Source organism: Rhodocaloribacter sp. (genome assembly GCF_056451265.1).
The window spans coordinates 1-19,129 of the sequence record NZ_JBWOPL010000124.1 but is presented as its reverse complement, the minus strand read 5'-3'; the positions used below and the strand labels follow the sequence as shown (position 1 = coordinate 19,129).

16 protein-coding genes are annotated in these 19,129 nt (G+C 66.3%); 8 read left to right on the top strand and 8 right to left on the bottom strand.

Annotated features, from left to right (window positions below; genetic code table 11):
* The 4 genes from AC1HIY_RS17925 to mrdA all read right to left on the bottom strand — a co-directional run.
* Positions 1–878 (bottom strand): spondin domain-containing protein (locus AC1HIY_RS17925; RefSeq protein ID WP_479578205.1); only part of this gene is annotated, 878 nt, incomplete at its 3' end.
* Positions 879–1,071: 193 nt separating this feature from the next.
* Positions 1,072–2,577 carry a sensor histidine kinase gene (locus AC1HIY_RS17920; protein WP_479578204.1) on the bottom strand — a complete coding sequence of 502 codons (1,506 nt, stop codon included), beginning with the start codon at positions 2,575–2,577 and terminating at the stop codon, positions 1,072–1,074.
* Between the two features lie 78 nt (positions 2,578–2,655).
* A complete protein-coding gene (locus AC1HIY_RS17915) occupies positions 2,656–3,375 on the bottom strand; it encodes a response regulator transcription factor (RefSeq protein WP_479578203.1) in 720 nt (239 codons plus the stop codon).
* A gap of 123 nt (positions 3,376–3,498) precedes the next feature.
* On the bottom strand, positions 3,499–5,316 hold the full coding sequence (gene mrdA, locus AC1HIY_RS17910) for a penicillin-binding protein 2 (protein WP_479578202.1): 1,818 nt from the start codon (positions 5,314–5,316) through the stop codon (positions 3,499–3,501).
* Between the two features lie 191 nt (positions 5,317–5,507).
* On the opposite strand from mrdA, the gene AC1HIY_RS17905 reads away from it, so the two are divergent.
* Complete coding sequence (locus AC1HIY_RS17905; protein ID WP_479578201.1) at positions 5,508–6,434, top strand: hypothetical protein; 927 nt, start codon at positions 5,508–5,510, stop codon at positions 6,432–6,434.
* Positions 6,435–6,839: 405 nt separating this feature from the next.
* Positions 6,840–7,817 carry a DNRLRE domain-containing protein gene (locus AC1HIY_RS17900; protein ID WP_479578200.1) on the top strand — a complete coding sequence of 326 codons (978 nt, stop codon included), beginning with the start codon at positions 6,840–6,842 and terminating at the stop codon, positions 7,815–7,817.
* 300 nt (positions 7,818–8,117) lie between these two features.
* On the opposite strand, the gene AC1HIY_RS17895 is transcribed toward AC1HIY_RS17900, so the two are convergent.
* A complete protein-coding gene (locus tag AC1HIY_RS17895; protein ID WP_479578199.1) occupies positions 8,118–9,290 on the bottom strand; it encodes a cystathionine gamma-synthase in 1,173 nt (390 codons plus the stop codon).
* Positions 9,291–9,420: 130 nt separating this feature from the next.
* A complete protein-coding gene (locus AC1HIY_RS17890; RefSeq protein WP_479578198.1) occupies positions 9,421–10,623 on the bottom strand; it encodes a tetratricopeptide repeat protein in 1,203 nt (400 codons plus the stop codon).
* A 306-nt stretch (positions 10,624–10,929) separates the two neighbouring features.
* Between AC1HIY_RS17890 and AC1HIY_RS17885 the strand changes: the two genes are divergently transcribed.
* The 3 genes from AC1HIY_RS17885 (at position 10,930) to AC1HIY_RS17875 (ending at position 14,050) form a co-directional block, all read left to right on the top strand.
* Positions 10,930–11,955 (top strand): hypothetical protein, encoded by a 1,026-nt coding sequence (locus AC1HIY_RS17885; protein ID WP_479578197.1) that lies wholly within the window; start codon positions 10,930–10,932, stop codon positions 11,953–11,955.
* Positions 11,956–12,037: 82 nt separating this feature from the next.
* Positions 12,038–13,339, top strand: a complete 1,302-nt coding sequence (gene fahA / locus AC1HIY_RS17880; protein ID WP_479578196.1) for a fumarylacetoacetase — start codon at positions 12,038–12,040, stop codon at positions 13,337–13,339.
* A gap of 261 nt (positions 13,340–13,600) precedes the next feature.
* A complete protein-coding gene (locus AC1HIY_RS17875) occupies positions 13,601–14,050 on the top strand; it encodes an Hsp20/alpha crystallin family protein (RefSeq protein ID WP_479578195.1) in 450 nt (149 codons plus the stop codon).
* A 79-nt stretch (positions 14,051–14,129) separates the two neighbouring features.
* On the opposite strand, the gene AC1HIY_RS17870 is transcribed toward AC1HIY_RS17875, so the two are convergent.
* Positions 14,130–15,728: a sensor histidine kinase gene (locus tag AC1HIY_RS17870; protein WP_479578206.1), complete on the bottom strand. Its 1,599-nt coding sequence runs from the start codon at positions 15,726–15,728 to the stop codon at positions 14,130–14,132.
* Positions 15,728–16,450: a response regulator gene (locus tag AC1HIY_RS17865; protein WP_479578194.1), complete on the bottom strand. Its 723-nt coding sequence runs from the start codon at positions 16,448–16,450 to the stop codon at positions 15,728–15,730. Before AC1HIY_RS17865 ends, AC1HIY_RS17870 begins: the two co-directional genes overlap by 1 nt.
* Positions 16,451–16,695: 245 nt before the next feature.
* On the opposite strand from AC1HIY_RS17865, the gene AC1HIY_RS17860 reads away from it, so the two are divergent.
* The 3 genes from AC1HIY_RS17860 to AC1HIY_RS17850 all read left to right on the top strand — a co-directional run.
* The gene (locus tag AC1HIY_RS17860) at positions 16,696–17,451 is read left to right on the top strand and encodes a hypothetical protein (protein WP_479578193.1); all 756 of its coding nucleotides are present in this window, start codon (positions 16,696–16,698) and stop codon (positions 17,449–17,451) included.
* A gap of 60 nt (positions 17,452–17,511) precedes the next feature.
* Positions 17,512–18,186, top strand: coding sequence for an NUDIX hydrolase (locus AC1HIY_RS17855; protein ID WP_479578192.1), 675 nt, complete (start codon positions 17,512–17,514; stop codon positions 18,184–18,186).
* Between the two features lie 140 nt (positions 18,187–18,326).
* Positions 18,327–19,129: DUF1800 family protein (locus AC1HIY_RS17850; protein WP_479578191.1), on the top strand; the 803-nt coding region annotated here is incomplete at its 3' end.

The window sequence follows — 19,129 nt, the reverse complement described above, 5'->3', positions numbered from 1 at the left end:
AGCGCGCCGGGGTCGCCGTCCTCGGCCAGCGCTTCGAGGCCGTCGCCGCGATCCGCCTCGCCGTCGGCAAAGAGCGGCGCCGGATCCATGTGCGCGGCCCACACGCCGGGCGCGAAGATGTGGGTGATGCCCGTGTCTTCGGCCAGCGCCGCCGCCAGCGCGCCGGGGTCGCCGTCCTCGGCCAGCGCTTCGAGGCCGTCGCCGCGATCCGCCTCGCCGTCGGCAAAGAGCGGCGCCGGGGTCGTGTGCACCACCCACACGCCGGGCGCGAGCGGCACGGCGAGCATCTGCCCCGTCGAGGTGACGAGCGTGCCTTCCACCGACACGTTCTCGATGCGGGCCATGAACTGCGTGTCGCCGAGATAGGTCAGGGTGAGTTGGATAACCTCGTTCGCGGCGGGATACGTGAAGCCGTCATCGACCAGGCGCACGACGCCCCCCTCGTCCTCGCCCGTGTTCGGCCCGGACTGGCGCGGCGCCTGATTCGCGCCTTCGCCCGGCTCCTCGTTGACCTCCGTGCCCGCATCCCACAGCATGAGCTGGTCCGTCACGTCGCCTTCGACGGGGTTGCCCGCCTCATCCCACAGCGCGATGCCGTTTTCGTCGGGCGCATAGAAGAGGTCGTTCGACTGCACGAACATCGTCGCGAGCGAGAGGTTCATGCCGGGTCCCGCGTCGAAGGTGAACTCGTATGCGCCGCCGGGTCCGATGGCGGCGGGGTCGGTCATGCCCACGGGCGTCGTGAAGGCCCCGCTGCCGGGAAAAGCGAATCCCTGCGCCACGTTCTCGATGCGCACTTCGAAGAACCCCGTCTGCGCGCTCGCGGCAGTGATGCCCATGCAAAAGAAGAGGCTCGTGAGCCGTAAGATGCGTTTCATATTGTGTCTCCCGGATGGTGAAAGCTTGTCCTGATTGACGATCGGGGACAAGAAACGGGAGCGGGGTGCTCGAAGCCTCACGGAAGATCACGAGACCATCACGCAATGCTCATGATTGCATAAAGGATGGGAACGGACCCGCGCCGGGGAGATACGAGCGTTCGCCGTCAGCGGGGAAGGACGCGCGACGGTCTCAGGCCGGGACGGCGGCTTTGCGCGGCGCGCGCGGCGTGCCGTTGCCGGCGGCGAGGTCGAACGAGACCGTGGTGCCCACATTGACGGTGCTCTCGATGACGAGCGCGCTGTCGTGCAGACGGAGGATTTTTTGCGCGATGGCCAGGCCGAGGCCGGCCCCGCCCGAGGTCCGCGCCCGGCTCTTCTCCACCCGGTAGAACCGCTCGCAAAGGAACGGGATCTCCGTCTCGGGGATGCCGTAGCCCGTATCCGAGACGAACACGCGGACGTGGCCGTTCTCACGGCGAAGGCCCACGTGCACCGTTCCCCGTTCGGGCGTGTACTGAAGCGCGTTCTCGATCAGGTTCGAGAGCACCCGCTCCATCATCCCGATGTCGGCGCGGACCATCGGCAGTTGCGGCGGCAACATCGCCTTCAGCTCCACCGCCATCTGCTCGGCGCGCGGTTTGAACTTCATCACCACGTCTTGCGTCAGTTCGGCGAGCGAACACGGTTCCGGCTTCGGCTGAACCTGAAGGGCGTCGAGCTTCGAAAGTTCGAAAAGCTCATTGACGAGTTTGCTCAGGCCGGTGGTCGTGTCGTGGATGATGTCGAGGAAGCGGGTGCGCTCCTCCGACGTGAGCGCGGCATCCTTCATCAGGATCGTCTCGACGTAGCCCTGAATGGAGGCCAGCGGGCTGCGGAGGTCGTGCGACACGTTGGCGATGAGTTCGCGCCGGAGGTTATCCGTGCTCTTGAGTTCCTCCATGTTGGCTTCGAGCGTATCCGCCATCTGATTGAAGGCCCGCGCGAGCTGCCCGATCTCATCTTCGGAGGTGACCGGGATGCGCCGGGCGAGGTCGCCCGCCTCGAAGCGCCGCACGCCCTCGGTCATGATCCGGAAGCGTTTGGTCAGGAAGAAGAAGAGCACCAGCCCGACCAGCGCCGTGAACGCCAGGATCACTCCGACGCCGACGAAGGTGATGCGGGCGATGGCGCTCTCGCGCACCATGCCGACCGTCGAGTCATACGCCTCGCCGCCGAGGATCACGTAGAGGTAGCCTTCTTGTCCGTCGCCGTACGTGATGGGCGCGACGGAAAACGGCTTGACCCGGTCGAGGCTGCGCGGGTCGTCTCCGAGGAGCATTTCGTCGTTCGCGCTCGCGAGGAAGCGCTCGACGGGACCGAGCCGCACCTGCCGCCGAACCACCTTTTCCTGATCGGCGAAGAACGCCAACACCCGCCCGTCGCGGTCGAGGAGATAGATCTCCACGCGCGGATTCATCACCATGAGGTAATGCATCGTGTTGCCCACGGCGTCATAGTCGACGCTGTCCTTGAGGTAGGGACTGAACTCCTGCGCCAGGTTTTGCGCGAGCGTACGATTGAGCTTCTGGTCGACCTCCTGCGTGAAGCGCATGTATGAGCGCCCCGTCACCGCGATGAGGATGACGCCGAGCACGAGGAGCAAGACCAGGTAAACGAGCGAGATTTTGCCGTACAGGCTGCCGAAGAAGTTTTTCATGATCACGTCGTGCGTGGAAGCGGAAGTTCGGGCACGGGGCCGGGCGCGGTGGGCTTCGGGCCTCGCGGCGTTGCCGCGCTACAGCTCCTCCGGCTCCGCGAAACGATAGCCCACTCCCCAGACCGTTTTCACGAACCGGGGCTCCGAAGGGTTCTTCTCGATCTTGCTCCTCAGCCGGTTGATGTGGGAATTGACGGTGTGCTCGTAGCCGTCGAACTGATACCCCCAGACGAGGTCGAGCAGTTCGCGGCGGCTGTACGTGCGCCCCGGGTTCGCTGCGAAGAGCGCCAGCAGATCGTACTCCTTCGCCGTCAACTCCAGCGCCGTCCCATCGAGCATCACCTTACGTTTCTCCGGATACAAGGTCAGTTCTCCGTAGACGAGCTGTTTCGGCGACTGCGCGCGGGCCGCTTTCCGCTCGTCCGCCTCCATGCGTCGGAAGATCGCCTTGATTCGGGCCAGCAGCTCACGGATGCTGAACGGCTTCGTGAGATAGTCGTCCGCGCCGAGTTCGAGGCCGAGCACCTTATCCAACTCCTCCGACTTGGCCGTGAGCATGAGGATGGGGGTGTAGGTGTTCTCCGCCCGGATGCGCTTGCACACCTCGAAGCCGTCGAGGCGGGGCAGCATCAGATCGAGGATGATCAGGTCGTACGCGCCGTGACGCGCCTTCTCCAGCCCCGCCGGGCCGTCGGGCGCATGGTCGAGGCCATAGCCCATGTCCTTCAGGTGGATATCGACCAGGTCGGCGATGTTCGGATCGTCCTCGATGATCAATACGTTTTTCGTCCCTGTCATTGGCGCCGCCGCGAACGTATGGATAATAAAAGATCGGAAGCTGGAAGATGCGGCTCCCGGCTCCCGGCGTTCATCCCGAATCTATAACGAAAGGGTAAAACCGTGTGCCCTGTGGCGGCGCGCTCATTCCGGGAGCGGCTCGCTCTCCATCTTCATCACGTAGGGGATCAGCCACCGGCGCTGCGGGCCGACGTCGCCGGTGAGGTATTGCTCGACCATGAGGCTGGCGATGGGCGCGGCCTGCGTGGCTCCGAAGCCTCCGTTCTCGACGACGACCGCCACGGCGATCTGCGGGTCGTCCACGGGCGCGAAGAGGACGAAGAGCGAGTGGTCCTTCCGCCCGCCGGAGGCCTGCGCCGTGCCGGTCTTGCCGCCGCTCGAGATGCCGGGGATCTGCACGGACTGCCCGGTGCCTGCCTCCATGACGAGGCGCATGCCGTCGCGCACGACCTCGAAGAAGCCGGGGTCGACGGGCAGGCGTTCCGGCGCCGGCAGCCTGGGCCGCACCACTTCGCCCGTCTCCGGATGTTCGAGCCGGTCGACGAGGTGCGGCGGATAGAGCGTCCCGCCGTTGGCGACGGCGGCGGTATAGCGCGCCAACTGCATGGGCGTCACCACCATGTCCCCCTGCCCGATGCCGAGGTTGATCGTATAGCCCGCCGTCCACCCGCGGGGATAGACGCGGTCGTAATACGACGAATCGGGGATCAGGCCGGGGCTCTGCTCGGCGAGATCCAGGGGGACGCGACGGCCGAAGCCGAAGCGTTTGGCCCACCGGCTCCACGTGTTGACGTCCGTCCGCATCATCACGGTGAAAAAGAACGTGTTGCACGAGTGCTGAATGGCCTGCCGCACGTTGATCGGCCCGTGGGCATGGCCGCCGTGGTCGTGGAAGACGCGGCGGCCGAGCGTGTACCCGCCCCGGCAGGTGATCGTCGTGTGCTCGTCGATGATGCCTTCCTGAAGGGCCATCAGCGCCATGAAGGGCTTCCACGTGGAGCCGGGCGGCATACCGCTCATCGTGGCGCGGTTGAACATGGGCTTCTCGGGACTGCGCGTCAGGTACTGCCAGGTTTCGCCCGGGATGGATTTCGAGAACAGACGAGGATCGAAGTCGGGCTCGCTGACGAGGGCAAGGATGCCGCCGGTCTTCGGGTCGAGGGCGACCGCCGCGCCGCGCTTGTGCACGAAGAGCGATTCGGCCAGCGCCTGCAGCTTGCTGTCGAGGGTCAGGTGCAGGTCGTATCCGTTGACGGGCGGCGTGTCTTCGGCGCCGTCCCGATACGGTTTCACCACCAGGCCGTGCACGTTGACCTGTTTGTATTCGATGCCGGGCCGCCCGCGCAGTTCGGTCTCATAATGCTTTTCCAGACCCGACTGTCCGATCAGGTCGCCGGAGCGATAGCCGTCGGCGCGGCGTTTTTCGAGTTCCGCCGAGGTGATCTCGCGCACGTATCCGAAGGCGTGGGCGGCGCGCGCCTCGGTCAGATACCGCCGCTTCGGAGCCACCAGATATTCCACGCCCGGCAACTCGGCGCGGTGTTCGAGGATGCGGCTGAGCACGTCGAAAGGCACCTCCCGGAAAGAGGGGCTGGCCTTGAACGCGCTCCATTGCCAGGCCTCCTCCAGCTTGCGCGTCACCACCGAGTCCGGCACACCGAGCAGTTCGGCCAGCAGCCCGACCTTGGACCGGTTGAAGTATCGCGGCGTCAGCGTGACGGTGTACGTCGGCTCGTTGTCCACCAGCAGCACGTCGTTGCGGTCGTAGAAGACCCCCCGCGCCGGCAGCACCCGCACCTCGCGGATGGCGTTGCTCCGCGACTCGCCCGAGTACGCCGAGGCATCGACGATCTGCAGCTTCACCAGACGCAGGCCCAGCACGCTCAAGACGACGAGGATCAGCCCGATGAATATTTTTACGCGAATGCGATAGTCTTCCATGAGATGGTCATCAACGCCCGATGAGGGACAGTAAAGCGACGGCCTGCGTACTGGAAGCCGGGTTTGCCGCGCGAAGTTCCGCCGGGATCGGGCTTTTTGACGTCCGGGGCTCCCGTGCGCACCCGGCCAAGCCGAACGGAACGTCGTCCGGCCACGTATATTGCCGAATCTCCACCTTTCTACCGTTTGCGATGCCTCTTCGCTTTCTTGTCGCCTTTTGCTGCGCCCTCTTCATTGGGGCCGGAACCGACGCCCGGGCCCAGGCCTGGCCGCAGCCCCGGCACGGCCTCTACCTCAAGCTCTCCCACAGCCGGAGCGTCGCCGCCGAACAGTGGGATTTCAACGGTGTGATAAAACCCTATGCCGAGGCCATGACGGGCAATGCCTTCTTCGACCGGAGCATTTATCTCTACGGCGAATACGGGTTGACCGACAACCTCACCTTCGTGGCCTTGTTGCCCTTCAAGCGCCTCCGCGTGCGCGACGGCGCGTTCGAGTTCGAGACGGAGGGGCTCGGCTCGGTGATGCTCGGCCTCCGAGTGGGGCTCAAACGGCTGTTCAACGTGCGTTCGGACCGCTCGGCGCTGGCGCTCAACGTCACCGCGACGCTCCCGGCGGGATACACGCGCAACCTCTCGCCCGCGCTCGGTCCCGGACAGGCCGACCTCCAGGCCGTCGTCAGCTACGGGCTGAGCCTGTATCCCGCCCCCGTCTACGCACAGGCGGGGCTGGGCTTCCGCCTGCGCTCCGGCCTCTACGCCCTCTCCCGGGCCGAAGCCTGCCCGCCCGACGCCGCCCCCCGCATCTGCGTCGACGACGAACGGCCCGCATACGCCGACGAATGGCTCTTCTCCGGCGAAGTCGGCGCGACGCTCGGCCGATGGGCGCTCCTTCAGGCGCTCGGCTATGGCGTGTGGTCGAACCTGCCGCCGGAGACCGGCTTCGACCCCCTCAACCCTTTCCCCACCCGCACACGATACGTGAAGGCGGGAGCCGGCCTGACCGTCTATCCCCGACGCCGCCTCGGCCTCAGCGTGCAGTATTTCGCCACCCTCTATGGCCGAAACACCATCCGCTCGACGGACTGGTTCTTCGGCCTTGAATACCGCCTGCCCTGATGCGAACCATCTGGGTGGATGGGTGTCTGGGTGTGTGACCTTGACGGCGACCGCAGGGAATCCCATGACGGCGAACCGACAGGCGGTCCCCCCTGACGAGAGCTCGAAAAAATCCTCGCGGGCGATTGGTCATCGGGCACGGCTTTCGTACTTCTTCGTTGGAACCCTTGTGAGCCGGCGCGGGCGCCTTTTCCCGCACGTCTCATTTCTTTCACGTGCGTTTTTGCCGATACTCCTCGCATCCCGAGGCAGGCCCTGCCCGTACGGCAGCGTCACGACTGATGCCGCCACGCGCCAAACAGGCTTCCCCGGACCGTACGACTTCCCTGAAACCCGCCGAACGGTTACCCAGACCTGCACGGGTTATCCTCCGGGGTTATTCGAAACGTCAAACGAAGGACCGCCATGAGCAACCGCTATCACGTCGCGCTTTTCAGCCTGGCCGTATTGTTTCTCGGGTTCGCGCCCGAGGCCGCGCACAGCCAGAACCAGGTCGAACTCACGCCGGTCAAAGACAACACGCTCTTCGAAAGCACCGGCGGCGATTTAAGCAACGGTGTAGGCCCGCACCTGTATACGGGCAAGACCAACGGCGGCCAGATCCGGCGCGCGCTCATCGCCTTCGACGTTGCCGGGGCCCTGCCGGCGGACGCGCAGATCGAAGGGGTGACGTTGACGCTGCACGCCTCCAACGCCGCCCCCACCTCCGGCGCGCGGTCCACCTCGTTGCACAAGGTGCTCGCCGACTGGGGCGAGGCCGGCTCCAACGCCGGAAGCCCGGGCGGGCGCGGCGCCGTCGCCCTCACCGGAGACGCCACATGGCTCCACCGCCTCTTCAGTTCCGAACCCTGGGACGCCCCCGGCGGCGACTTCGACGACAGCCCCAGCGCCGCCGCCACCGTCGACGCCATCGGCGACTATACGTGGTCCACCACCGACATGGCCGACGACGTCCGCGACTGGCTCGAACGACCCGACGAAAACTTCGGGTGGATCCTTCTCGGCGACGAGAGCGGCAACGGAACCGCGAAACGATTCGACAGCCGGGAGAGCAGCACCGGTCCCGTGCTCGCGATCACCTTCTCGACGGCCACCGCCACCGAAGAAGAGGCATTGCCCGCCGATTTTCGCCTGGCACAGAACTACCCCAACCCCTTCAACCCGACGACCACCATCGCCTACACGCTGCCCGCCGCCCGGCACGTGCGGCTGCGCGTCTTCGACATGCTCGGGCGCGAGGTGGCCACCCTCACCGACGCCTTCCGCGCTCCCGGCGCGCATGAAGTCGTCTTCGACGCCGAAGGGTTGCCCGGCGGCATCTACCTCTACCGCCTCGAAGCCGGCGATTTCTCGCAAACGCGCACCCTGACGCTTCTGAAGTGATCATACCGCTTCCGTTTGGGCATGTCCGTATGGCGAGGGCGTAGATCGTCCGGGAATCTCTGCCCGTCCTTCCCGCTCCCTTCTTCAGCTTTCCCGAGCCTGATGGCCCTTGCCGCGCAAGCTCAAGCATGCGGCTACCTCTTCTTTACAAACCCCCACAAAGCAGCCGCAGCCTTCAGGCTGCGCAGACCATAGCGCCGATGCTCCATCCTGCTAAAGATAGCGCACCCCACCTCCCTCACGCGCTGCGAAATACGGCATAGGACCGCACGATTCGGACATCGACAAGCCGAATCGGCATCACGCCCCGGCGAGGGCCCGGTCGAGGTCGGCGATGAGGTCTTCCACCGACTCGACGCCGACCGAGAGGCGGATCAGCGAATCGCTCAGCCCGGCCTTGAGCCGCTCCTCGCGAGGGATGGAGGCGTGCGTCATCGTGGCGGGGTGGTTGATCAGGCTCTCGACACCGCCGAGGCTCTCGGCCAGCGCAAACACCGTCGTGTTCGAGAGCACGTGGAGCGCCTTTTCGAGCGTCTCGTCCCTGAGCACGAACGACACCATCCCGCCGAAATCGCGCATCTGACGGCGGGCGACGTCATGGCCGGGGTCGTCGGGAAGCCCGGGATAATAGACCCGTCCCACCTTCGGGTGCGCCGCGAGATGCTCGGCGATGCGAGCGGCGTTTTCGCAGTGCCGCTGCATGCGGAGGTGAAGCGTCTTCGTGCCGCGCAACGTGAGGAAGCAATCCATCGGCCCCGGCGCGGCCCCGGCGCTCTTGATGAGGAACCGCAGCTTCTCTTCCCAGTCGTCGCGGTTGGTGCAGACGACGCCGCCGATGACGTCCGAATGCCCGCCGAGATACTTCGTGGTCGAGTGCACGACGAGGTCCGCCCCGAGGGCGAGGGGCTGCTGGAGATACGGCGTGGCGAAGGTGTTGTCCACGGCCACGTCGATGCCGCGCGCGCGGGCCTTATCGCACAGCGCCCGGACGTCGACGACCCGGAGGAGCGGGTTCGTCGGCGTCTCGATCCACAGCAGTTTCGTCTCCGGCGTGAGGGCGCGTTCGACGGCCTCGGGATCGGTCATGTCGATGAAAGAGGAGCGGATGCCGAACGGCCCGAAGACCTGCCGGAAGAGGCGGTACGTGCCGCCGTAGAGATCGTTCGAGGCGACGATGTGGTCGCCGGGGCGGAGACACTTGAGGAGGGCGTCGGTGGCGGCCACACCCGAGGCGAAAGCAACGGCGTGGCGCGCGCCTTCGAGCGCGGCCAGGTTGCCTTCGAGCGCCGTACGCGTCGGGTTGCTCACGCGGGCATATTCATAGCCGAAATGCTCGCCCGGCGCTTTCTGTACGTACGTCGAGGTCTGATAGATCGGCGGCATGATGGCGCCGGTCGAAGGGTCGGGTGCCTGACCGGCATGGACGGCCAGCGTGCCGAAACCTGGACGTCGGTCGCGATCGGGTGTGTGCATGCGATTGAGGGAATGGATGGAAGGTCACGGATGAGATACCGGAGGACAGGATACGCTTCTCCGCGAAAAAAAAGAACCCGGGCCTCGCGGTGAGACCCGGGTTCGAAAAGATCGAAGGTCCGCGGTCGGATTAATCGTCGAAACCGGCGCATTCCTGAACGGCTTCGGCCTTCTCGGTCTGATTCGTCTGCACGTACGACTGGAAGAGCACGCGGCAGATGTCCTGCGGATCCTGACCTTCCTGCTCGAAGAGTTCCTTGGCGCGTTCCAGCGGGGGGATGGCCTGTTCGAAGAGCTTCCGGCGTTCTTCGGCGAGACGGTCGATCTCCTCCTCCTTCGCCTTGATCTCCTCTTCCGAGAGGCTGTCCCGGTTCTCCCGGATCTCGTCGTCGAGCTCGCTGATGCGCTTGTTGATATCGACGGCCTTGTTGACGTACGCCGCGCCGAGGTTGTATTGCGCGTTGGCATAGGCGTCGTCGAGCGCGACGGCCTTCTTCAGATGTTCGATGGCCTCGTCATACCGTTCCTGTTCGAGCAGCAGCGAGCCGTAATTGTATTGATAGACCTTGTTGTTGGGGTCCTTCTCTACGGCTTCCCGGTATCGTTCCAGGGCCTGGTCCATCATGCCGGCCAGCGTATAGGCATTGAGCAACTGCGCTTCGAGTTCGGCATTGTCCGGATACCGGGACGTCGCCTCTTCGAGCAGGGCCACCGCGTCGGCGGCCCGATCGTTCATCAGGTAGAGGTTGGCGAGGAACGTATACGTATCCGGATCCGTGTCGCCCTTTTCGAGCGCTTTCTCGAACGGTTCGATGGCGTCGGCTTCGCGTCCGGCGTTCATGAGCGCGAAGGCCTCGTTCACGTACGGCCCCGTGGAGTCCGGCGCGATGATGGAAGCGACCTTGAAGTAGAGCGCGGCGTTGTTGAACTCGGCGTCGTTGTCGCGGCCCCGGTTGAAGGCCTGCACGCCGCGCTGAAACTCGTTGACGTAGGCGAGGGTCAGATCACGCTTGACGGTCTCGGCCAGCGTCGAGTCGATGCCGACGGCCTGATTGTACGCCGCCACGGCCTCTTCCATCAGCCGGGCATGCTCCTCGGGGTCGTTGACTTCGAAAGCCTTCGACTGCAGGACGCGGCCCTTGAGTTCGAGCGCTTCGGCGTTCTGCGGGTTTTTCTCCAGCGCCGTCGCCAGGTTTTCGAGGGCGCGGTCGTAATCCTTGTTTCGAAGGTCGAGCTTGGCTCCTTCGACGTTAGGATCGCTGGAACACCCGTCGGCGCCCATGAGCAAGAACCCGCCCAGGATCAGAGCCAGAAAAATGGGGAATCGTTTCATGTTGTATGCCTTCCTGTGTGTGGTACGAAGATTTGGTGCGACGCTGGTGGGGCGTCTATCTGAGAGACGATCCGGTTCGATCCTTCCGGACCGGCGCCGGGCAGCCTCCGAGCGTCACGCCCGATCCACGGGCAGACTCGCAGCATGGGGCAGCGCCGGAAAGTAATATTAATGCTGAGTTCATACAAGTTGTTAATCAAGAGTTCTTACAATCAGGGAAACGTGAGGGTCCTTCGCCGCCCGGAAGGAAGGACCCTCTCCGGGCCCGTTTCGCACATTTCGCAGATGCCCAGCCGCTTCGAAGCCATGACCACACCTGCCTCTACGTCGTCACGGACCACCGAGAGCGTGCGCGCGCTGCTGTCCGGAATCATCGACTACGCGGGCCTCTTCCCGCCGGCGCGTCTTTCGCTCGACGAGGCGATCCGCAACTTCGCCCGGTACCGCCGCGCGCCCGAAGCGTGGATGCTCGCCCGCTTCGTCCTCCCCATGGCCCGGCTCGCGGACCTGGCGCCGCACGCCGCCCTTTTCGCCGACGCGCCGCCCTTCCGGTTCGCCGTCCTCGGCACGGGCGGCTCCGACGCCCCGTCTTTCCTCGACGCTCTCGACGCCGACCTCGACGCCCTCGCGGCCTTCCACGCGCGCCATGAGGGGCGGGCCGTCGCCGACGTGATGGAGGTGCGCCTGCCGGCGGCGCTCCTCGGCTCCGACGCCCGCGCCTTCCTCGACGCCCGCGCCTTCCTCGACGCCGTCGCCGCGCGCATCGAGGCGCATTCGCCGCCCGGGCCGGCTCTTTTCCTCGAAGCGCCCCTCGACGAGGCGCGCCGCACACTTCCCCCCCTGCTCGAGGCCCTGGCCGCGCACAACGACGCCCGCCCGCCCGCGACCGAGGCGGCGCTCAAGCTCCGCACCGGCGGCCTCGAACCGGCGGCTTTCCCCTCGCCCGAGTCCCTGGCCTTCGCCGTCACCGCCTGCCGGGACGCGGGCGTACGCTTCAAGGCGACGGCGGGCCTTCACCACCCCCTCCGCCAGTATCGCGACGAGGTGGGCGCGAAGATGCACGGCTTCCTCAACCTCTTCGGCGCCGCCGTGCTCGCCCACGCGCATGCGCTCGATGAAGCCGCCGTGCTCGCCATCCTCCGCGACGAGGACCCGGCGCACTTCCGTTTCACCGATGAAGCCTTCGCCTGGCGCGAGCTCGCCGCTTCGCCCGAAGCCGTCCGCCGCGCCCGCGCCGCGCTCGCCGTCTCCTTCGGCAGCTGCAGCTTCGACGAACCGCGCGACGACCTCCGCACCCTCGGCCTCCTCCCCGCAAACAACCCGCCGCGATGAGACGGCGCGGCGAGGTGCGTTATGGCGTTGAGGCGTTGGAACGTTTGAACGCGCTAACGAATCAACGAAATACTCAAAACCCATGGATACCGATATGTTCGACGCCACCACCGATCCCGGTCTCAGGTCCTTCATCGACGTTGCCCCCGAGGCGCACTTTCCCATCCAGAACCTGCCCTACGGCGTCTTCACCCCGCGCCCGCGCGCCGTTCCCCGCGTGGGCGTGGCCATCGGCGACTTTGTGCTCGACCTTTCGGTGCTCGAAGAACGGGGGTTGTTCGACCATCCGGCGATCCGGTCGCACCGCCCCTTCTCGAACCCCTCGCTGAATGAGTTCATGGGGATGGGAAAGGAGGTGTGGAAGGCCGCCCGCGCACGCATCAGCCATCTCCTCCGCGCCGACGTGCCGACCCTCCGCGACAACGCCGACCTCCGCGAACAGGCGCTCTTCCCCATGGAAGCCGTCGAGATGATGCTCCCCGCGGAGATCGGCGATTACACCGACTTCTACTCTTCGAAAGAGCACGCCACGAACGTGGGCGCCATGTTTCGCGGGAAGGAGAACGCCCTCATGCCGAACTGGCTGCACCTGCCCGTCGGGTATCACGGGCGGGCCAGTTCCGTCATCGTCAGCGGGGTGGACGTGCGCCGCCCGTGCGGGCAGACGAAGCCCGATGACGGCCCGCCCCGGTTCGGCCCCACCCGTCTGCTCGACTTCGAGCTCGAGATGGGCTTCTTCGTCGGCCCCGGCAATCGGCTCGGCGAGTCCATCGAGGTCCAACGCGCCGCCGACCACATCTTCGGCTTCGTGCTCGTCAACGACTGGAGCGCCCGCGACATTCAGAAATGGGAATACGTGCCGCTCGGCCCTTTCCTCGGCAAGAACTTCGCCACCACCGTCTCGCCGTGGGTCGTCACACTCGAAGCGCTCGAGCCCTTCCGCACCGACGGGCCGGCGCAGGACCCGACGCCGCTGCCGTACCTCCGCTCCGAACCCCGACGCGCCTATGACGTGCACCTCGAAGTGGCGCTTCAGTCCGAGGCGATGGAGGCCCCGCACACGCTCTGCCGGTCGAACTTCCGGCACCTGTACTGGAACGTCTGCCAGCAGCTCGCGCACCACACCGTCAACGGGTGCAATGCCCGCCCCGGCGACCTCATGGCCTCGGGCACCATCAGCGGCCCGACCGAAGACAGCTACGGCAGCCTGCTCGAGCTGACGTGGCGCGGGACGAAGCCGATCCCCCTGCCCGACGGCGCCACGCGCACCTTCATCGCCGACGGCGACCGCATCATCATGACCGGGTGGGCGCAGGGCCGGGGCTATCGCGTCGGCTTCGGCGAGGCCGCCGCACGCGTGCTCCCCGCCTCGTGCCGGGCGTGAACCTCTCTTTGCCTGCCGAATCTACAGCCTCGACGTGACAGGATGAACACCGGAGACCCGCCCCGGCGGCCCGGCTCTTGTCACTTTTGCCCCCCTCCTCCGCCACATTTGCCGGATTCCTTGACGATGTGTCCGAATCCGGACCCTGGCATACCGATTGATAAAGCGACCGGGCGCACACGGACTGAAAAGCCAAACGATTTTTCAGTATCCCTCACGATCCTACATCATCGATCAATCGATCACGGAGGTACGACTGTTATGACTAAGATTGCCCGCTTTACGCCCAACGACGAACTGCGCCGCATGCAGCGCGACTTCGACCGCCTCTTCAACTCTTTCTTCACGCCCGCACGCACCGAGAGCGGCGCCGACGTCGAGACCGCCGTCTGGATGCCCCGCGTGGACCTCGAAGAGACCGCCGACGCCTACCTCATCCACATGGACCTTCCGGGCCTCTCGAAGAAAGATTTGAACATCAGCTTCCACGACGGCGTCCTGACCGTCAGCGGCGACCGGAAGATGGAGACGAAGGAAGAGAAGAGCAACTACGTGCACGTCGAGCGCCAGTTCGGTCGCTTCTACCGCTCGTTCACGCTGCCCAAAGCGGTGGATGAGTCGAAGATCGAAGCTTCGTACAAAGACGGCGTGCTCCTGATTCGCGTTCCGAAGGTAGAGGCCGTTCGGCCGCGTCAGATCGAAGTGAAGTAAACGAAACCACGGACGAAACCCCTCCGAGGGTTCATAGTCCCCTTCCCGGTCGGCTCCCGTCGGCCGGGATTTTTTTATCTCACCGGACGCTGTCGGCGTTTTCGCGAGCGTGTGCGGCCTCCGGTCCCGGGAGCAGCGGCTCCTCGTCTCCGGGCGCCGACAGCGGCAGGCACAGGCGGAAGGTGCTGCCACGGCCGGGTGTACTCTCGGCGAAGAGGTCGCCGCCGTGGGCACGGGCAATGGCGCGACTGATGGGCAGGCCCAGGCCGGTGCCGCGTGTGCCGCGCGTGCGGGCGTCCGTGCCCCGGTAATACCGCTCGAAGATGTTCGCGAGCACCTCGGGGGGCATGCCGTCTCCGGTGTCCGCCACCTCGATGCAGATGCGGTCCGCTTCGACGGCGGCGCTCAACGTGACGGCCCCGCCCGCCGGGGTGTGGCGGCGCGCGTTCGAGAGGAGGTTGTCCATCACCCGGAAAAGGCGCACCCCGTCCCCTTCGATGATGGGCAACGCTTCCGGGAGCGACACGCGGAAGTCGATGTCCGCGGCGGCGAAGGCGGCGCGGTGCCCGCCGGCGGCGTCACGGAGGAGTTCCCCGAGCGGGATCGGCTCGCGGCGAAGCGGGGGCACGGCGCTGTCGAGCAGGCTGAGTTCGAAAAGGTCCGCCACGAGCCGGCTCAGGTAGCGCCCCTGCCGGACGGCCGTTTCGAGGGCGGCGTGCGCCTCGGCTCGGCGTCCGGCGTCCATGTGGCGCTCGGCTTCCTCCACGTAGCCCATCATGGCCGCCAGCGGCGTGCGCAGGTCGTGCCCGATGTTGGCGACGAGTTCCCGCCGGAGCCGGTCGGTGGCCCGCAGCGCCTCGATGCTTGCCTGAACCTCCGCCGCCATCCGGTTGATCGAAGCGGCCAACCGCCCGAACTCGTCGTCGCTCTCGACGTCGATGCGCACCGAATAGTCGCCCGCACCGATGCTTTCCACGCGCCGGGTGATCCGGCGGAGGGGCCGGACGAGCCGCCACGTGAAGAACGCCCCCATCATCAACGCGATGAGCACCGAGATGGCCGAGACCACCCAGAGCGCTCGCACGAAAGCCGCGCGCGTCTCGGAGAGCTCCCGGTCAATGGAACGGGTGAGCGGGTAGACGAGCAGCCCGCCCGCCAGAAAGCCGTCGGCGTCATAGACGGGCGTGAGCGCCCACGTGCCGCCCGGCGCGTCGGCATCCATCTGCACGATCACCTCCCCGCGCCGGAGCTCCGCACCGGCTTCGATCGGAAAGGCGAGCGTATCGAGCGGCGTGCCGCCGGGACGCGCGAGCGTGTCCGAACCGGGATAGAAGGCCAGCACCGGCGCGCCGGCGGCGTCGAGGAGATAGATGGGGTCGGGGAAGCGGTAGTGGAGATCCTGCCGGAGCGTCAGCGGCAGCGTGGCAACGCCCTCATCGAGCGGGAAGCCGCGCCGTTCGACTTCCTCGGCGAGCGCGTCGAGACGAAGGCGAAGGCTCTTCTCGGCGAGGTCGAGGCTGCGATCGTAGGCGAAGTAGGCGCTCAGCGCGACGGCCATCAGCCCTGTGGCCACCTGCACCCCGACGAGGATGCCGGCCACCTTCCAGAATACCGAACGCCGCCAGCCGAACCGACGCGGCGAAGGATCCGGCGGCGTCTCCTGCGGCCGAGTGTCCATCACTCGCCCGGTTCCGACTGGAACTTGTACCCCACGCCCCACACCGTGCGGATGAAACGCGGGTTGCCGGGATCCTTCTCGATCTTGGCGCGCAGGCGCTGCACGTGCGAGTCGACCGTGCGGTCGTAGCCTTCGTACTGAATGTCCCAGACCTTATCGAGCAATTGCATGCGTGTGAAAGGCCGGTCCGGGTGACGCGCCAGAAAGAGCAAGAGATCGAACTCGCGGACGGTCAGGTGCATCAGTGCGCCGTCGAGCCGCACCTCACGGCGCACCGGGTCAATGGAGAGGTTGCCGTATTCGACCGGCTGTTCGTCGTCCTCTCCGGCGGCGGCGGCGCGTTCCTCGGTGAGCCGGATGCGCCGAAGCGCCGCGCGCACGCGGGCGACGAGCTCTTGCAGGCTGAAGGGCTTCGTGACGTAATCGTCCGCGCCCACCTCGAGGCCCACCACGCGGTCCATCTCGTCGGCGCGCGCCGTGAGCATGATGATGTAGAGCAGGGGATGCCGGGCCCGGAGACGACGACACACCTCCAGCCCGTCGAGCTCGGGAAGCATCACGTCGAGCAGAACCAGATCCGGCACGCGCTCTTCGACGCGCGCGAGCGCCGCCGTGCCCGTGGCCGCCGTCGCCACCTCATAGCCCGACTCCCGAAGCCGGCCGGCCACGAGGTCGTTCAACTGGGCGTCGTCTTCCACCAACAAGATGTGAGGCGTGTTCATGGCATCGTTCCCGCGGCTTGTTCTCTTCGCTCTGACGAACCCCCGGCGACCCGCCTCTCCAGGAATCTCCGGACACGATCCCGAGAGGCGAGCAATATAATCGCCCGGCGACGCCCCGTCCTACGTTTCTTCGCAAAAACTGATTCTTCCCCCGTAAAAACTCATAGATCCACCACAGTTTCGTGACATCCCCGGCCTGCCTTTGCCCATACAATTGCGTGCCCGTCGGATTTTCCCCTGACCTCATGTTCAGACACCTGTTTTTGCTTGCGAGTCTGACGCTTACCCTCGGCATACGCGCGGTTTCGGCGCAGATGCCGCCGGAGCCGGAAGCACTCGTGTTTGCCTGGATCGACGAGCAGGCGGAGCATGCCCGAAACCTCACCGGCGTCACGTTTCTGGAACGATCCCTCCGCACGTCGGACAGCCCCGTGGGCACGCGCACGATGCGCGTCGAAGCCGAGGTCACGGGTATGCCGGGCACCGACACGTGGAACCGGAAGATTATGAGCGTCACGCTCAACGGGCGGCCCGCACCGGAGAAACGGCTCCGAAACATGGAGTTTTCGTGGCACGCACCGAACCAGCCCGAGTTCACTCGCCTGACGCAGGCCGTCATGCTGCCGCGTCGGCTCCTGCGCCGCCTCGACTTCGTGAACGAAGCCGCCGAAGATTCTCTCGACGGCACGCCGTGCTGGCGCTTCGACGCCCTTCCCCCCAACGACGCCGGCCCCGTCGATCGTATCACGTTCTGGTTTGCGCAAGACGACGGACGCCTCGTGCGCACCCGGATCATCCTCAGCCAGGATGAAAAGAAGCGGGGGCAGATCCTCCACACGCACATCGAGAGCGCGTACGACTTCGAGCGCGTCGAGGGCTTCGACGTGCCCCGCCGTCGCCGCTTCGAAGGCACCCGCCAGTACCTCCGGCGCGGACGCGTCTTCACCGACGTCGTCTCCCTGGACGCGACGTACAGCGATTTTCGCTTCTCTTTTCAATGAGCCGCGGCGGCCGCTCCTTGCTCCCGGAACATCCGCATTCGCCGGACGCATAAGCGACGGATGACCGCCGCCTCGTTCGACGAACATATCGCCCGTCTGCGCGCGCGCCTGGCCGGCAGGCTGCCCGGCACGGCGGCGCAGTTCACGATGGCGCCCGTGTACCGGCAGGATGCCCGGCTGGCCGACGTTCGGGACAAGCGCTGCCGCGAAGCCGGAGTGCTGGCGCTCCTCTTCCCCCTCGACGACGAGCCCGCGGTCCTGCTCACCGTCCGACGCGCCCACCTCAACGATCACGCCGGGCAGATCTCTTTCCCCGGCGGGCGGCGCGAGCCCGGCGAGGATCTTCGCGACACGGCCCTCCGGGAAGCGCACGAGGAGCTCGGCCTCGCGCCGACGTCTGTGGAGATGCTCGGCGCGCTCACGCCCCTGTACATCCCGCCCTCGAACTTTTGCGTCTACCCCTTCGTCGGTATGACGAGGCGCGCGCCGGACCTGCGCCCGCACGACGAGGAGGTGGCCGAGGTGCTGCCCGTCCCGCTCGCCCGACTGACGGCCCCCGGCGCACGCCGACGCGAGCCGTGGACCCTGCGCGGACGCACCGTCGAAGTGCCGTTCTTCGACCTCGACGGGCACAAGGTGTGGGGCGCGACGGCCATGATGCTCGCCGAACTGCTCGCCCTGATGCCGGGCGCCGGAGAAGCGCCGTCGCCCGACCGGGGGAATGCGGGCGCGTGATCGTTCGTCCATAGAAAAACCCTCGAACCGCGCCGCCGCACACCAACGCCGTTTTTCCATAGTTCCGTGACAACCTCGGCTGCAAGGCTCCGTTTCGAATCCTACGCCGTCCCTGCTCGCTCTTCCCATCCGCTATGGTCATGAACGTCCGCTTCCTCGCTCCCCTTTTGCTGATCCTGATCGGTTGCCTGCCCGCCGCCACCCTTGACCGCCGCGACGACGACCGGATGCCGTACGCCGCCGCCGGACTGACCGAGCGCGAGGCCGCCGCGCACCTGCTCGGCCGTTTCACCTTCGGTCCCCGTCCCGGCGAGGTGGACCGCGTCGTGGCGATGGGGCTGGAGGTGTGGTTCGAAGCGCAGCTTCACGCCGACGCGCCCGAGCATGCCCTCGAAGCGCGCCTCGCCCGGCTCCCCGCCCTCGCCCTTTCAGACTCGGCCCTTTTGCGTCTCTATCCGCGTCCGGTCGCCGTCCGCAACCGCGCCATTCGCGAGGGCTATCTCACCCGCGCCGACCTCGAAGCGCTCCCCCGCCCGGCCCTCGAAGACACCCTCCGCGCTTACATGGACGCACACGGCTACCGGCCTCTCCGCGAACTTCAGGGACAGCTTTTCGCACAAAAACTGCTTCGCGCCCGCTATGCGGAGAACCAGCTTGTCGAGGTGCTGACCGACTTCTGGTTCAACCACTTCAACGTTGCTTTTCAGGACGGGCAGGCCCGCCCCCACCTGCTCAGCTATGAGCGGAGCGCCATCCGCCCGCACGTGCTCGGTCGCTTCCGCACGCTCCTCGGCGCCACGGCCAGGCATCCGGCCATGCTTCTTTATCTCGACAACGCCCGCTCCTCGGCGGCGGAGGACGCGATGACGACGCTCGATGTGCACATGAGCCGCGTGGAGGCATCCGGCGGCCCGGCCGTGCGTCGCCGCATCGAAGCGGCGCG

Coding starts and splice junctions, on each gene's coding strand:
- AC1HIY_RS17920 (WP_479578204.1), bottom strand. CDS start 2,577: ATGAAAAACTTCTTCGGCAGCCTGTACGGCAAAATCTCGCTCGTTTAC.
- AC1HIY_RS17915 (WP_479578203.1), bottom strand. CDS start 3,375: ATGACAGGGACGAAAAACGTATTGATCATCGAGGACGATCCGAACATC.
- mrdA (WP_479578202.1), bottom strand. CDS start 5,316: ATGGAAGACTATCGCATTCGCGTAAAAATATTCATCGGGCTGATCCTC.
- AC1HIY_RS17905 (WP_479578201.1), top strand. CDS start 5,508: ATGCCTCTTCGCTTTCTTGTCGCCTTTTGCTGCGCCCTCTTCATTGGG.
- AC1HIY_RS17900 (WP_479578200.1), top strand. CDS start 6,840: ATGAGCAACCGCTATCACGTCGCGCTTTTCAGCCTGGCCGTATTGTTT.
- AC1HIY_RS17895 (WP_479578199.1), bottom strand. CDS start 9,290: ATGCACACACCCGATCGCGACCGACGTCCAGGTTTCGGCACGCTGGCC.
- AC1HIY_RS17890 (WP_479578198.1), bottom strand. CDS start 10,623: ATGAAACGATTCCCCATTTTTCTGGCTCTGATCCTGGGCGGGTTCTTG.
- AC1HIY_RS17885 (WP_479578197.1), top strand. CDS start 10,930: ATGACCACACCTGCCTCTACGTCGTCACGGACCACCGAGAGCGTGCGC.
- fahA (WP_479578196.1), top strand. CDS start 12,038: ATGGATACCGATATGTTCGACGCCACCACCGATCCCGGTCTCAGGTCC.
- AC1HIY_RS17875 (WP_479578195.1), top strand. CDS start 13,601: ATGACTAAGATTGCCCGCTTTACGCCCAACGACGAACTGCGCCGCATG.
- AC1HIY_RS17870 (WP_479578206.1), bottom strand. CDS start 15,728: ATGGACACTCGGCCGCAGGAGACGCCGCCGGATCCTTCGCCGCGTCGG.
- AC1HIY_RS17865 (WP_479578194.1), bottom strand. CDS start 16,450: ATGAACACGCCTCACATCTTGTTGGTGGAAGACGACGCCCAGTTGAAC.
- AC1HIY_RS17860 (WP_479578193.1), top strand. CDS start 16,696: ATGTTCAGACACCTGTTTTTGCTTGCGAGTCTGACGCTTACCCTCGGC.
- AC1HIY_RS17855 (WP_479578192.1), top strand. CDS start 17,512: ATGACCGCCGCCTCGTTCGACGAACATATCGCCCGTCTGCGCGCGCGC.